The organism is Aquiluna sp. KACHI24 (assembly GCF_025997915.1).
In the GTDB taxonomy this organism is placed as follows: Bacteria; Actinomycetota; Actinomycetes; order Actinomycetales; family Microbacteriaceae; genus Aquiluna.
Window position 1 is genome coordinate 1162718 of the sequence record NZ_AP026677.1, and the last position, 14319, is coordinate 1177036.

The following is a 14319-nucleotide window of genomic DNA, read 5'->3' on the forward strand; positions in this document are numbered from 1 at the left end:
AGTCGACCATTTCCAGGGTTGGTCACAGCTAGTCTGGAGGCAGTTGCTCGGTTAGAGCTTTTGCGTACAAGGAGGTTCGCATGTCAGTAAACAGCGTTTCCGTAACTGCCCTGGAGATAACCCAGACCGAAGCCTGGGATGTCATCAAATCATCAGCGCTTACATTGCGCGGACACCAGATTCACGATGGCAGCATCCCAGAAAAATCCGCTCACAAAATGTGTTCAATTGCAGCCGCGGGTATCGCCGGAGCTCTCAGAGAGCTAGCCAAGCTGCTGAGCCATGACAGCGATTATCTACTGGCATGTGCCGAGGATTTTGAACGCTGGTCTGATTCAGGCTTTGGGGTCCCGGACTTTTATAACTCGCTAGATAAGTTTCAACCCCAAATATCAAGAGCCGATGGTGTTGCACACCTAGTGGTATTTCCGATGTACACCCAAAACGGCTCGACCGATCGTCTGGTTGAAGCCGTGGTTCTGGAGGTGATCTGGCCAAAGTTTGTCGCAGAACTCGAGCAGACCTTCACTAACCCGGCATTCCTGCCAGTTCGATTCTTAGATTTCACCCCCGGTTACCTCACCAACTCAGCGGTGATATTTCCAGAGTCGGTTGCCGTGACACCTCGGGTTCCAGAGGGGTCTCCTGATGGCACCCAACCTGCACTTCCAGAGTTCAACTGGGGAGGCATCTTTGCCGACCGAGAGGCAGCTCGATTCAGGAAAGTGGTCGCCGCGGCCAGCGAGATCACCAGACTCGAGCTTCCTCGTGAAGCGCAATCGCTGCTCGGCGATCAAGAGCTCGCGGAGCAAACCTTTGTGATGTGGGACCTAATTCACGATCGAACTCACATGCGCGGGGACCTGCCATTTGATCCCTTCATGATCAAACAGCGCATGCCGTTTTTCCTCTACGGTCTAGAGGAGTTGCGTTGCGACCTCACGGCATTTCGTGAGTCAGTAAAACTCTCTCGGGATTCTCAAGTCGATGCCGAAACCAGAAGATTCGCCCAATTGGTTCAATACGCAATCCTTTTCGATCGCATCTTCAGATTCCCGCTCACCGGGACCCGAAAGCGTAATTACGACTCGGTTGCGGGCCAGCTCCTTTTTGCCTACCTCCACAGAAGAGGGGTGTTGCACTGGACTGACACACAGCTCGCCATCGATTGGGCTGAGCTGCCTGACATGGTGGTTGCACTTTCAGATGAGATCAATCAGCTGTATTTCGACTCAATCGACAGGCCAAAGGTGGTTCACTGGTTGAAGGCCTACGAGCTAGTCTCGACCTGGTTAGCACCGCATCCAGCATCAAGCTGGCAGCGTGCTGAACTACCATTTGGTGGTACTCCATCCGAGCTAACCGACAAAGTCTTGGATGACGAGTTCCCACTTTCGATGTTCTATGAGGCGCTTACGAAGAAAATGGCTCCGGTCATCCAATCCACGATTGGCATCACCGGTAAGAACTAACCCAACCTTTGAAAGGGCATGGATTGAAGCTTCACGATGAAAGCTGGCGCGGCTTTGCAAGCGACAACTACTCAGGCGTTCACCCAGAGGTGCTGCAGGCATTGGCCGAGGCCAATTTAGGTCACCAGACTGCATATGGTGAAGACCAATACACGGCTCGACTGAGTGAAGTAATCAAGGAGCATTTCGGATCACAAGCCGAGGTCTTCCCGGTGTTCAACGGCACGGGTGCAAACGTGGTGGGACTGACTTCCATGATGCCTCGCTGGGGAGCGGTCATCTGCTCAAATCTCGCCCACATCCATACCGATGAGGGTGGTGCTCCGGAGCGAGTCAGCGGTCTAAAGCTATTCACGGTTGAGCATCAAAATGGCAAGTTGACACCTGAGTTGATAGCCACCCAGGTGTTCGGAATCGGAGATGAGCACCGCGCTCAGCCGATGGTGGTTTCAATTACTCAGACCACCGAAGTCGGAACGGTCTATTCGCCCCAAGAGATTCGAGCAATCGCAGACTATGCCCACTCGCAGGGATTACTACTGCATCTAGATGGTGCCCGGTTATGGAACGCGGCTGCGGCGCTTGGCGTGCCCTTTAGCGATTTCACCACGGCAGCTGGGGTTGACGTCTTGAGCCTAGGAGGCACCAAGAACGGTTTGATGGGTGCAGAGGCGATTGTGGTTTTGAACCCCAAGGCCAGCGATGGATTGATCTACCTCCGCAAACTCTCAATGCAGCTTGCCTCAAAGATGAGATTCGTTTCGGCACAGCTGCTGACTCTGTTTGAAAATGACCTAGGCATTCGATCCGCCTCTCACGCAAACGCAATGGCGCAGCGACTTCGCCGAGGACTTGAGGCCAAGATCGATAGCGGAGAGATTTCAGGCCTTCGATTCACGAACCCGACCATGGCCAACGCGGTGTTTGCGAGTTTGGATAACCAGGTCGCCGATCGAATTCGTGCCAAGGTCAAGTTCTACGACTGGGAGCGCGCCATCGGCGAGGTTAGGTGGATGTGTGCGTTTGACACGACCGAGCAGGATGTCGATAACTTCATCAACATCATCTCCGAAGAGCTAAATCGCTAGTTGTTGGTGAGTGAAGCACCGCACTTATAGAAACCAAACACCAGCTTGTCCATGGCAGCCCGGTTTTCATAGGAGACACTGTCCCAAAGGTTGTAAACGGTAAAGATCAAATCGGTTCCGTCTTGAGCCTTGATCTTTCCCGCTAGCGAATAGCCGGTCCGGATCCAGCCGGTCTTCGCCTCGATGTTGAAAAGCGCTGGACGCTGCTCGCCGGAGATAAAGCGATAGCGCAGCGACCCCGGCTTTCCGGATACCGGCATGCCGGCAATCACGGCCGAGTGCGAAGCTTGGTTTGCATAGATCTGAGTCAAGACATCGTTGACCAGCTTGGCGGGAACTTTGTTCAGCCTTGATAATCCAGAACCATCAACGATCTGCATGCCCTTGGTGTCGATGCCGCGGGCCTGAAGGGCTTTTTGGTACGCCTTGGTAAGCGAGGTGGCTGAACCATCAAAGCCAAGTGCAATCGAAGAGAGTCGACCTAGAGATTCGGCCAAGGCATTGTCAGAAACATTCAATGTGTTTTGAATCCACTTGGAGATAGGCTGCGATTTCACGCTCGCGATGACACTTGAGCTGGTGGGTAACTTGCCAACAACTGCCGAGGCGCTCTGCGCAAGTCCGTATTTTCGGAGCGACTGCAGGAACAAAGTCCCAGCCTGGGATATCGGTTTTGCGGTTCTTTGACCGATAAACACGTTTTGATTCTTGGAGCTCGTGAGCCTGCCGGCATCAATTTGTAAGGCTGAAACAGGGGCCATGTAGCCCTGGGATAGGCCGCGCTTATCCCAGGTCGAGTGCCAGTCTTCTTTTGCGCCATACAGCGAGCTGTCCAGCACAACCTCAGAAATGGTGACCTTGTTCTTTTTTGCCCAGCTGGCAATTTGCTTGGATAGCGAATCGAGCTTTGGTCCACCCGAGTAATAGGAGGTGATGTTTCCAGGCATCCGCGAAAGCGTCACGTCTCCGGCACCAACCAGATAGATGCGACCCGATGTGCTGTCGGCAAAGACTTTGGTTTCAACCTGGTAATCAGGACCTAGGGCATCTAGGGCAACCACCGAGGTGATCACCTTCATAACCGATGCCGTCCGGGCTGGGGTTTGAGCATTTCTAGAGAAAAGCACCTCGGAAGTATCAGCTCTTCTCACCTCGGCATGCAAAGACCTGATGCCTTTTGATTTGGCTAGCGAGCTCACCGAGCATGGTGCCAGATTCCCCGGTTCAGCACTTGCCGCAAGCGGTGTCAGTGCCCCAAACAGCAACCCCAGGGCTGCGACCGCAGCAATCGATCTCTTTCTCAAGCCAAACCTCCAGGCCAGAAGGCTAACAACCGATGCGGAAACTACGTCTTTGCCACCAGCTTTTTCACTAAATTCTGAGGTTTTGCGCTAGCCTTTACTACAAATTCCGCCCGATGTAGCGCGAGCCAATCCCATTTACTTTTCAAGGAAATTTCTCATGAGTGAAAAAGCAAACATTGGTGTTGTTGGACTCGCAGTTATGGGCTCAAACCTGGCCCGCAACCTCGCCTCCCGTGAGGGTAACCGCGTTGCGGTTTACAACCGCTCGGTCGAGCGCACCGAGCTGCTGGTCAACGAGCACCCAGAGGCAAACTTCATCGCCGCTCAAACCATTGATGAATTTGTCGCTTCTTTAGCAAAGCCGAGAACCGCCATCATCATGGTTCAGGCTGGAGCGGGCACTGACGCGGTAATCAACCAGCTAGCGGAGCGCTTTGAGCCAGGCGACATCATCGTCGATGGCGGTAACGCACTTTTCACTGACACCATCCGTCGTGAGAAGGAAGTCTCTGCAAAGGGCATCAACTTCGTGGGTGCTGGCATCTCGGGCGGTGAAGAGGGTGCCCTAAAGGGGCCATCGATCATGCCTGGTGGTAGCGCCGAGGCTTATAAGACTCTAGGTCCAATCCTGGCTTCAATCGCTGCGGTTGCAGAAGGTGAGCCATGTGTCACTCACGTTGGTACCGACGGTGCTGGTCACTTTGTAAAGATGATCCACAACGGCATCGAATACGCCGACATGCAGCTGATTGCTGAGGCCTACGACATTCTTCGCCAGGCCGGAAACTACACCCCAGCTGAGGTTGCAGAGATTTTTGGTGAGTGGAACAAGGGCGACCTTGAGTCCTTCTTGATCGAGATCACCGCCGAGGTGCTAAAGCAGGTTGACGCCAAGACTGGCAAGCCATTCGTTGATGTGGTTTTGGACCAGGCTGGTTCCAAGGGCACCGGTGTTTGGACTGTGCAAACCTCTCTGAACCTTGGTGTCCCAGTCTCCGGTATCGCCGAGGCAGTGTTTGCAAGAAGCCTCTCCTCACAGGCTACTCAGCGCGCTGCAGCAGGCAACCTGCCATCTCACGCCACCAAGTGGGAGGTGGCGGACAAGAAGGCTTTTGTTGAGGCAGTTCGTAAGGCGCTCTATGCATCCAAGTTGGTTGCCTATGCCCAGGGCTTTGATGCCATTCGTGCTGGTGCAAAGGAATACAACTGGGAGATTGATCTTGGTGCTGTGTCCAAGATTTGGCGCGGCGGATGCATCATTCGCGCTCAGTTCCTAAACCGCATCGCCGATGCTTATGCTCAAAACCCAAGCCTTGAGTCTTTGATTCTGGACCCATACTTCACAAACGCTGTAGCCGAGGCAGTCGGTGCCTGGCGTGAGGTAGTAGCCAAGGCAAGCCTTGCAGGTATTCCAGTTCCAGCGTTCGCCTCTTCCCTGAGCTACTACGACGGTCTTCGCTCCCCTCGACTTCCAGCTGCGCTGGTGCAGGGTCAGCGTGACTTCTTTGGTGCTCACACCTACAAGCGTGTAGACCTACCGGGCGTGTTCCACACCCTGTGGTCTGGAGATCGCAGCGAGATCGAAACCACTCCTTCCTCGCACTAGGGAGTAACCTTGGCGGGTGCGCTCGCATTGGATTTGGCTCTTCATACCGATGGCCCTGATTTGGGGTTCGAGCTTTCTATTTACTGAGCTTTCGCTTCAGCTAACTACCTATTTCGGTGTTGCCTTTTGGCGCACCTTTCTAGGTGCAGTCTCGATGGCACTACTTGGCCTTGTCATGAAGCTGGCCTTCCCCAAGGGCAAACAGTGGCTGCACCTGTGGGTGGCAGGGCTATTCATGAGCGCTATCCCATTCGCGCTTTTCTCTTACGCCCAACAATCGACCACCAGCATCTTGGCAGCAATCATCGGCGCCTCGATGCCGATGTTCACCCTGCTTGCGATTATGACCATCTATCGCACCGAGCGAGTTACCCTGATCGCCACCGTAGGTCTATTGATAGGCCTTGTTGGCGTGGCGATAACCCTTGGGGTTTGGGAGGGTTTCGGAGAAAACGATCCGCTGGCGATTTTGGCCCTGGTATTCGCAGCGGTTTCCTACGGCATCGGAACTCCTTACATCAAAAAGTTCATTACCCCGATGGGTCTTCACGGTGTGACCTCAGCCGCCGGACAGGTGGGTATGGCTGCGCTGACCCTGCTGCCGCTGTATCTTCTGACCGGTCCGCTCTTCATCGCAGCGCCAAGGCTCGAAACCGTTGGTGCACTTTTGGCACTTGGGGTCCTGGGTTCTGGGTTTGCCTACCGGCTTTATCACGGCGTCATCGCGAGCGCCGGCAGCACAACCGCATCGCTAGTCACCTTCTCAAACCCGGTGGTCGCAACCATCTGGGGAGTTCTACTTCTTGGTGAAACCCTGCACTGGTATGAACCGGTTGGGGCGGTTGTGGTAATCCTTGGCGCTTACCTAGCTCAGCGCCGGTAATACAACCGCTCGCCAAATCAACATCGGCTCAAAGCCAAGACCGAAGTAGAGATCCAGCGCTCCGGAGTCGTTACCAGTGTCGGCACCAAGTGCAACGGAGTCAAAACCCCTTGCCAAGTAATAGGTAGCCACATGATTCAAGAGCGTTTTGCCGATCCCGATGCCGCGGTACTCGCTCAAAACTCCAAGCTTGTCGACCCAGCCTCCGTTTTGGTCGGCCCTGGAATCATCGGCTATCAAAAACCCGGCCGGCTGGGCGTCGTAGTAGGCAATTAGAAATCCGTTTGGGTCCATAGACTCGATTGACTTTCGCTGTCTGAGCCAAGCGTCGAAAGCTATCGGCACATACCCAAAATGCTCCGAGAAAGTCTTGGACTCAAGCTCATGAATCAGCTTTGCGTTGGCATCAAAGTTAACCGACCGAATCTCGAGCTGCGGGTTCGAGTGAGGCACTGCCTGGGAGATGTTTCTCCACACCAGTTTCCAGTAATCCCGGTAGTGCTGAAAACCGAACTCAGAGAAGAGCTGATGCAGCTGCACATCGTTTTTGTTGCCCGCGGCGCGGATCTTGAATCCGGGTCGATTCGCTTTGGTCCACTCAATCCCGAATTGAAGGAGCTCTTTCGCTACATCGTCGGAGCAGTCGGTAAAGAGATCGAGATCGACCCAATTCTTAGCGCTATCAGTTTGGATAAACAGCGCCGCATCCAATCGATCCTGTTCATGACCAAAGACCACCGCTGGTTCACCAAAGCCCTGAAACCACTGCGGCATCTCGCTCAGTGGGTAGAGCTCGATCTCGGGGTCAACTCGAAGCTCATGCGTGTTGGCAACCTTTAGAGTTGCCTCGGCATCATCAAGAGTCAGCGGGCGAATCAATGAACTTCTTCCTGAGCCAGCGGTTTTCTCAGATCAGGCAGAGTCCAGGGCCTAACTATGAAGATCAGACTCAGCACCGACAGAGCAAAGAAGCTGAATATCAGAAGCCCAACATCAAAGGTTGAGGTGACACTCAAGCCGGCATAAACCATGCTCATGATCGAGGTCATCGTGAAGTTGGTCACGCCCATAAGTGAAGCTGCCGTGCCAGCCTCCGAACCGTGGTTCAAAAGTGCCAGCGTTGGGATTCCAGTAGCGGGAGCTCCGAAGAAGAAGACCAAGATAAAGAACCCGATTTCGGCAATCAAGATGCTGCTACCCGCGGTAAACATCAAATACAAACCTGCAAGCGCGCCAGCTGCCGAATAAACCACCAGCATCCACTGTGCCTTGAAGTACTTAGCCATAATCCCGCCGAACTGAACTCCGAGCCAGAGCGCTGCGGAGTTCACAGCAAACCAAATACCGAACTCACCCGGGGATAACTCAAAGGTCTCTTGGTAGAGGTAGGAAACCGTGTTCAGATATCCAAAGAGTGCACTCAGTTGCAACGCGCTAACTAGCAGCAGTCCGACGTAGGCACGGTCCTTCAAAACCGACACATAGCCGCGGGCAAGGCCAATTGGGGTGCTGGAGCGACGCTGGGCCTTGGGGAGAGTTTCAACTAGGAAGAAGGTCGAGGCAATAGCAAGTGCCAGACCAAAAAAGCCAAAGGTCAAAAATATCGATTGCCAGGGGAAGACAGAGACCAATTGTGATCCCACAATCGGGCCAATGATCGGGGAAAGCCCCTGAATCAAGAACACCCGAGAGAGCATCTTGAGCATGGGTTGACCGCGGAACAAATCTCGAACCACGGCTCGCGAGACCACATCAGCGCTCGCTGCAAAGAATCCCATCGTGAAGCGCAGAACTAGGAAGTAACCAATTTCCTTCACAAAAAACAGTGCAATCGCGCTAGCCGCAAAGCCAAACATGGCCATGAGTAGGAGCGGCCTGCGACCAAAGGCGTCCGACATTGGGCCCGCAACCAGCTGGCCAAAGGCCAAACCAATAGTCACTCCAGCCAGAGATGCCTGGACGGTGCCATTGGGAACCCCAAAGAACTCACCAATCTGCGGGAACGCAGGTAGATAGGGGTCGATTGTGTAGGGGATGAGACTGATTGAAAAGGCGACGATGAAGATGTAGGTGATAAGCATTCGACGATTTAGTTGATCGCCGGAATCTATAACCCGACCTCCTGGAGTAAGTCGGAAAGTAAGAGCCACGGCTAGAAGAATAGTCGCTGGGCGATGACCTCACCCGGGCGCACGCCGCCCGCTACGGCAAACACTGCCGAACCAATCGGCAAAGTCCACTTATTTAGAAGGTCAACCTCGGCCAAACGGTTTTGAATCGGGATGAACTGGTTTTGCATGTTGGCTTGATAGGCAGCCCATAGCAGCCCAACATCCAAAGACCCCTGAGCATTGAAACCTGCCTCATAGGAGAAAGGTCTTCTAAAGATCCGCTCCCCCTCACGCTCGGGAGCAGCTCGGCGAATGTGAGCGAAATCTGGGATGACCTTTAAACCATTCGGGTGCCTGGCGGCTAGGTCGGGGATATCTGATTCACGCTCTCCCGTGAGCGGAGCTCCGTTTGATAGTCGTCTACCGATTACCTCTTCTTTTGAGGGTGTGCCGAGCTGATCCCAGGTATCAAGCTGCATGGCTATGCGTCTGAAGACCAGCTGAGTGCCACCAATCGCCCACTCAGGCCCATCGCTGATCCAAACCACGTTGTCAAAGTCCTCGGTGCCGAACTTTGGATTAGCGGTGCCATCAATTTGACCCATCAGGTTTCGGTGAGTAACACCCGCAGGAACCATGCCCGGGGTGTGAGCAAAACCGGACTGGGTCCACCGCACATTGGCAAATGGCATGCTGTCACGTACCAAACCGCGGGCGCCGTGGCTAAGAACCACCGGGTCATCAGCAGCCACGTGGATCAGTACATCTCCTCCGGAGAACTCTGGTTTGAGCTGATCGATCTTGAATTTTGGCAGCTCGCCAAAACCAATCGGCATCTGATCTTCTAGGCCGAGCTTTCTAAAAAGATTCGGGCCAAAACCAACATAGGCGGAGAACCTAGCTGCACCCAACGCCAACTCTGGCGATGGGTCAGCCAACACCGGATCACCTTGACTGAGCCTTGAGATGTCATCGGTTATCAAGCTCATCCAACGCAGCATGGCGGCTTTATCAACACTTGGCTTTAGGTCAAATGCGATGAAACTGGTGACCGCTTGGAGGTCTGCCTCGATACCCATCTGGTGTGGGCCGTAAAACTCAAGTGCCCGTTTTGCGGTCTGGGTCTCGGCACTTGCCGCCGAGGCAAAGGCGGTTACGCCAGAGGCTAGACCGGCAGCCGCAGCGGATGCTGCGGTGCCAGCTAGAAAACCTCTGCGGGTGACCATTTATTAGTGATCCATGCCTTCTGTGTGGTACTCCTCATCGCCACCTTCGGCTGGCTTTGCCACCACGCCTTCCAAAGTGACATCTTCTGTACCTTCAAAATCCAGGGTAACGCTGATTTGACTACCGGGTTCCACGGCTCCAGTGAGCTCCAGGAGCATGAGGTGGTTGCCACCTGGTTCAAGCACCACACTCTGCCCCGCTGGGATAACTAGGCCGCCATCGATTTTTTGCATCTTCATGGCACCGTCAATCATCGCCATCTCGTGCACCTCAACCTTGCCAGCGACATCGGTCAAACCACCGACCAAGGTGATCTCCTTGCTTGAGTTGTTTGTGATGGTGCCGTAAACGGCTGTCATGCCACCAACCATGCTCATCTCGGAGCTCTTCACCCAGAAGTCAGAAACTGAAACATCTGGGGTCTGGGTGCAGCCGGTCAAAACCAAGGCGGCGGAGAGCAAAATTCCGAGCTTTTTCATAACGATTCCGATCTTTGTCAGAGGGTCAAAAGAGAATTTTGTGGCCCTCAGAGCACTAATTCTACAACTAGTAGAAATAACTTTTTGGACATTTTGGGTGAATCTCTACGACACGCCTAAAGATCAGACGCCTTAAAGTTCAAGTTGTGGGTTAATGTTCGAGCAACAACTAAATAAGTGAATTTTTTCGACACGAGACACTAGATGTAGTGGTTAAGTGCTAGGGTAGTAAATCCGCTCAAAGCGACAAATTTCACAAAAATTCATCAAAAACCGGGGGTTTTACCCCCAACCGAAACAGGAGGAGACACCAATGGCGGTGACCGTTTACACGCTCCCAGCGTGTGTACAGTGCGACAGCACTAAGCGCATGCTGCAGCGCAACCAGATCGAGTTCGAAGTGGTTGACATGAGCCAGGATCCAGTAGCGCTCGAAATGGTCAAGACCATGGGTTACACCGCTGCTCCTGTAGTCGTTGCCGGTGATGAGCACTGGAGCGGCTTCCGAATGGACAAGATTCAAGCCCTAAGCGCCTAAGTGATGTGCCCGAGATGTTCGATTTGGTTTACTTCTCGAGCGTCTCTGAAAACACCAAGCGCTTCGTGGACAAACTTGGCGGCCATGCAGTTCGGATCCCACTAAAGACCGAAGAAGCAGCTCAGTTTGTTCACCCCAAGGACAGCGTCCTGATAGTCCCCACCTACGGCGGCGGAAACGATGGATCGACTGTTCCAAAACAGGTAATCAAATACCTGAACAATCCGGACAACCGGAAACACATCAAAGCGGTAATCGCGGGGGGAAACACCAATTTCGGTGAGCACTTCTGTAGAGCGGGCGACATAGTCGCCCAAAAGCTCGGGGTTCCGGTGCTCTATCGCTTTGAAATCACTGGAACACCAGAAGATGTAGTCGAAGTCAAAGAAAGGCTGGCCAAGCTGTGGCAAACCAACTCGTAGAAATTGCAGACGACCAGGGAAACCTGACCGGTAAGACCAGCATTGAGTCAGCACTGAGCTACCAAGACCTCAACGCCATGATCAACCTGTGGGGTGAGGACCAGAAACTACAGCTAGAGAAGGACAAGCTTGCGGTTCGCAAGTACTTCCTGGACCACGTCAACCAGAACACCGTCTTCTTCCACAGCCTCAAGGAGCGCTTGGACTACCTAGTAGAGAACGAGTACTACGAGAAGGAAATTCTTGACCAGTACTCTTTCGAGTTCATCCAGCAGCTTGAGGATTTGGCCTACTCCAAAAAGTTCCGCTTCGAGGCCTTCATGGGTGCCTACAAGTTCTACACCGGCTACGCACTAAAGACTTTCGATGGCACTCGCTACCTTGAGCGTTTCGAGGACCGCGTTGTAATGGTTGCGCTGACCCTGGCAGCTGGCGATGAGGCGATGGCCACTCACCTGGTTGAAGAGATCATCTCCGGTCGCTTCCAGCCAGCCACCCCGACTTTCCTAAACTGCGGCAAGAAGCAGCGCGGAGAGTTTGTCTCCTGCTTCCTGCTTCGTATCGAAGACAACATGGAGTCGATCTCCCGCGGTATCAACTCAGCGCTGCAGCTTTCAAAGCGCGGTGGCGGTGTTGCGCTGAGCCTTTCCAACATTCGTGAATACGGCGCACCAATCAAGAAGATTGAGGGCCAGTCCTCCGGAATCATCCCAGTTATGAAGCTTCTAGAGGACAGCTTCTCCTACGCCAACCAGCTAGGTGCTCGTCAGGGTGCCGGTGCCGTTTACCTAAACGCTCACCACCCAGACATCATGCGATTCCTGGACACCAAGCGCGAGAACGCCGACGAGAAGATTCGTATCAAGACCCTATCTATCGGTGTTGTAGTGCCAGACATCACCCTGGAGCTAGCCAAGAACGGCGAGGACATGTACCTGTTCTCCCCATACGATGTCGAGAAGGTTTACGGCATCCCATTTGGCGACATCTCGGTTACCGAGAAGTACGCAGAGATGGTTGATGACCCTCGAATTCGCAAGTCCAAGATCAAGGCTCGTGAGCTATTCGAGCGAATCGCAGAGCTGCAGTTCGAGTCCGGTTACCCATACGTCATGTACGAGGACACCGTAAACAAGGCCAACCCAATCCAGGGCCGCATCAACATGTCAAACCTATGCTCCGAGATTCTGCAGGTGAACACTCCAACCACCTACAACGCAGACCTCTCCTACGACCAGATCGGTAAGGACATCTCCTGCAACCTGGGCTCAATGAACATCGCTATGGCAATGGATGGTCCAGACTTTGGTGCCACAGTTGAGACCGCAATCCGTGCCTTGACCGCCGTCTCTGACATGTCAAACATCGAGAGCGTGCGTTCAATCTCGGACGGCAACCACAAGAGCCACGCAATTGGTCTTGGTCAGATGAACCTGCACGGCTACCTCGCACGCGAGAAGGTCCACTACGGCTCGGAGGAGTCAATCGACTTCACCAACATGTACTTCTACACCGTGGTCTACCACGCCATCAAGGCATCAAACAAGATCGCCATTGAGCGAAAGAGCCACTTCCACAACTTCGAAAACTCGAAGTATGCAACCGGTGAGTACTTCGACAAGTACACCGACCAGGTCTGGGCTCCAGCGACTGAGAAGGTCAAGGAGCTATTTGCTCGCAGCGGTGTTCAGATTCCTACCCAGGAAGACTGGAAGGAGCTGAAGGCTTCGGTCATGAAGCACGGCATCTACAACCAGAACCTGCAGGCGGTGCCACCAACCGGTTCCATCTCCTACATCAACAACTCGACCAGCTCGATCCACCCAATCGCATCTCGCATCGAGGTTCGCAAGGAAGGAAAGCTTGGTCGTGTTTACTACCCAGCCCCATTCCTATCCGAGGAGACCTGGGAGTACTACGAGGACGCCTACGAGGTTGGACCAGAGAAGATCATCGACGTCTACGCCGCTGCAACTCAGCACGTAGACCAGGGTCTATCGCTGACCCTGTTCTTCAAGGACACCGCTACCACCCGTGATGTCAACCGCGCTCAGATCTACGCATGGCGCAAGGGCATCAAGACCATCTACTACATCAGAATTCGACAGGCTGCACTGGAGGGCACCGAAGTCGAAAACTGCGTCAGCTGCATGCTGTAAAGGACAAGGAAAAGGAAAATGACTACCAAGCTCATCACTCGTCCAATCAACTGGAACAAGATCGAGGACTCCGTCGATCTGGATGTTTGGAACCGTCTCACCCAGAACTTCTGGCTGCCAGAGAAGGTGCCACTGTCTAACGACGTTCAGTCCTGGGGCACCCTGCGTCCGCACGAGCAGAAGCTAACCATGCACGTCTTCACCGGACTAACCATGCTCGACACAATTCAGGGCACCGTTGGTTCGATGAGCCTGATGCCAGATGCCAGAACTCCTCACGAGGAGGCTGTGATCACCAATATCGCGTTCATGGAGTCAGTGCACGCCAAGAGCTACTCCAGCGTGTTCTCAACCCTGTGCTCCACCAACGAGATTGATGAGGCATTCCGCTGGTCTGAAGACAACCCATACCTGCAGAAGAAGGCAGAGATCATCCTAGGTTACTACCGTGGTGATGACCCTCTGAAGCGCAAGGTTGCCTCCACTCTTCTGGAGTCCTTCTTGTTCTACTCAGGCTTCTACCTACCGATGTACTGGTCATCACGAGCCAAGCTGACCAACACCGCTGACCTAATCCGTCTAATCATTCGTGACGAGGCCATCCACGGTTACTACATCGGATACAAGTTCCAGCTTGGATACAACGAGGCTTCCACCTCGCGTCAGGAAGAGCTAAAGGGCTACACCTATGACCTACTACTCGAGCTATACGAGAACGAGGTCAAGTACACCGCGGATCTATACGACGAGATTGGTCTAACCCACGACGTCAAGCAGTTCCTGCACTACAACGGCAACAAGGCACTGATGAACCTTGGCTTTGACCCACTGTTCCCGAAGGATGACTGCCAGGTCTCCCCTGCGATCCTCAGCGCCCTGAGCCCAGCCAGCGATGAGAACCACGACTTCTTCTCAGGCTCTGGCTCCTCCTACGTAATCGGTAAGCACGAAGCAACCACCGACGACGACTGGGACTTCTAAGTCAATAACTGAAAATGCCGGGCGATGAAAATTGCCCGGCATTTTTATC

At 53.7% G+C, this 14319-nt stretch carries 13 protein-coding genes; 8 read left to right on the plus strand and 5 right to left on the minus strand.

Features of this window, described 5'->3' with window-relative positions:
• The first annotated feature begins 80 nt into the window (after positions 1-80).
• The gene (locus tag OO713_RS05890) at positions 81-1472 is read left to right on the plus strand and encodes a DUF6421 family protein (protein WP_264785233.1); all 1392 of its coding nucleotides are present in this window, start codon (positions 81-83) and stop codon (positions 1470-1472) included.
• Between the two features lie 23 nt (positions 1473-1495).
• A complete protein-coding gene (locus OO713_RS05895; RefSeq protein WP_264785234.1) occupies positions 1496-2560 on the plus strand; it encodes a low specificity L-threonine aldolase in 1065 nt (354 codons plus the stop codon).
• Here the strand turns inward: OO713_RS05895 and dacB are convergent.
• Positions 2557-3864 carry a D-alanyl-D-alanine carboxypeptidase/D-alanyl-D-alanine-endopeptidase gene (gene dacB / locus OO713_RS05900; protein ID WP_264785235.1) on the minus strand — a complete coding sequence of 436 codons (1308 nt, stop codon included), beginning with the start codon at positions 3862-3864 and terminating at the stop codon, positions 2557-2559. The two genes, OO713_RS05895 and dacB, sit on opposite strands and share 4 nt — an antisense overlap.
• 157 nt (positions 3865-4021) lie before the next feature.
• On the opposite strand from dacB, the gene gndA reads away from it, so the two are divergent.
• Entirely contained in the window at positions 4022-5470 is a 1449-nt protein-coding gene (gene gndA / locus OO713_RS05905) for an NADP-dependent phosphogluconate dehydrogenase (RefSeq protein WP_264785237.1), read from the plus strand.
• 16 nt (positions 5471-5486) lie between these two features.
• Complete coding sequence (locus OO713_RS05910) at positions 5487-6353, plus strand: DMT family transporter (protein ID WP_264785238.1); 867 nt, start codon at positions 5487-5489, stop codon at positions 6351-6353.
• Here OO713_RS05910 and OO713_RS05915 read toward each other — a convergent pair.
• From OO713_RS05915 to OO713_RS05930, 4 genes are read right to left on the minus strand one after another with little or no spacing between them, the layout of a single operon-like run.
• Positions 6336-7232, minus strand: a complete 897-nt coding sequence (locus tag OO713_RS05915) for a GNAT family N-acetyltransferase (protein ID WP_264785239.1) — start codon at positions 7230-7232, stop codon at positions 6336-6338. The genes OO713_RS05910 and OO713_RS05915 overlap by 18 nt on opposite strands.
• On the minus strand, positions 7229-8503 hold the full coding sequence (locus OO713_RS05920; RefSeq protein ID WP_264785240.1) for a Bcr/CflA family efflux MFS transporter: 1275 nt from the start codon (positions 8501-8503) through the stop codon (positions 7229-7231). The genes OO713_RS05915 and OO713_RS05920 overlap by 4 nt, the downstream gene beginning before the upstream one ends.
• Positions 8504-8505: 2 nt before the next feature.
• Positions 8506-9690, minus strand: a complete 1185-nt coding sequence (locus OO713_RS05925) for a Dyp-type peroxidase (RefSeq protein ID WP_264785241.1) — start codon at positions 9688-9690, stop codon at positions 8506-8508.
• Between the two features lie 3 nt (positions 9691-9693).
• Positions 9694-10170: a copper chaperone PCu(A)C gene (locus OO713_RS05930; protein ID WP_264785242.1), complete on the minus strand. Its 477-nt coding sequence runs from the start codon at positions 10168-10170 to the stop codon at positions 9694-9696.
• Positions 10171-10483: 313 nt separating this feature from the next.
• On the opposite strand from OO713_RS05930, the gene nrdH reads away from it, so the two are divergent.
• The 4 genes from nrdH to nrdF are packed head-to-tail and all read left to right on the plus strand — an operon-like array spanning position 10484 to position 14270.
• Positions 10484-10708, plus strand: coding sequence for a glutaredoxin-like protein NrdH (nrdH, locus tag OO713_RS05935; RefSeq protein ID WP_264785243.1), 225 nt, complete (start codon positions 10484-10486; stop codon positions 10706-10708).
• Positions 10709-10722: 14 nt separating this feature from the next.
• On the plus strand, positions 10723-11130 hold the full coding sequence (gene nrdI, locus OO713_RS05940) for a class Ib ribonucleoside-diphosphate reductase assembly flavoprotein NrdI (protein WP_264786452.1): 408 nt from the start codon (positions 10723-10725) through the stop codon (positions 11128-11130).
• Positions 11131-11153: 23 nt separating this feature from the next.
• On the plus strand, positions 11154-13289 hold the full coding sequence (nrdE, locus tag OO713_RS05945; RefSeq protein ID WP_264786454.1) for a class 1b ribonucleoside-diphosphate reductase subunit alpha: 2136 nt from the start codon (positions 11154-11156) through the stop codon (positions 13287-13289).
• Between the two features lie 18 nt (positions 13290-13307).
• Positions 13308-14270, plus strand: a complete 963-nt coding sequence (nrdF, locus tag OO713_RS05950) for a class 1b ribonucleoside-diphosphate reductase subunit beta (RefSeq protein ID WP_264785244.1) — start codon at positions 13308-13310, stop codon at positions 14268-14270.
• The last annotated feature ends 49 nt before the right edge of the window (positions 14271-14319 follow it).

Bases quoted from the DNA above. Each gene is read 5' to 3' on its own strand.
- OO713_RS05925 (WP_264785241.1), bottom strand. From the start codon at position 9,690: ATGGTCACCCGCAGAGGTTTTCTAGCTGGCACCGCAGCATCCGCTGCG.
- nrdH (WP_264785243.1), top strand. From the start codon at position 10,484: ATGGCGGTGACCGTTTACACGCTCCCAGCGTGTGTACAGTGCGACAGC.
- nrdI (WP_264786452.1), top strand. From the start codon at position 10,723: ATGTTCGATTTGGTTTACTTCTCGAGCGTCTCTGAAAACACCAAGCGC.
- nrdF (WP_264785244.1), top strand. From the start codon at position 13,308: ATGACTACCAAGCTCATCACTCGTCCAATCAACTGGAACAAGATCGAG.
- OO713_RS05890 (WP_264785233.1), top strand. From the start codon at position 81: ATGTCAGTAAACAGCGTTTCCGTAACTGCCCTGGAGATAACCCAGACC.
- gndA (WP_264785237.1), top strand. From the start codon at position 4,022: ATGAGTGAAAAAGCAAACATTGGTGTTGTTGGACTCGCAGTTATGGGC.
- OO713_RS05930 (WP_264785242.1), bottom strand. From the start codon at position 10,170: ATGAAAAAGCTCGGAATTTTGCTCTCCGCCGCCTTGGTTTTGACCGGC.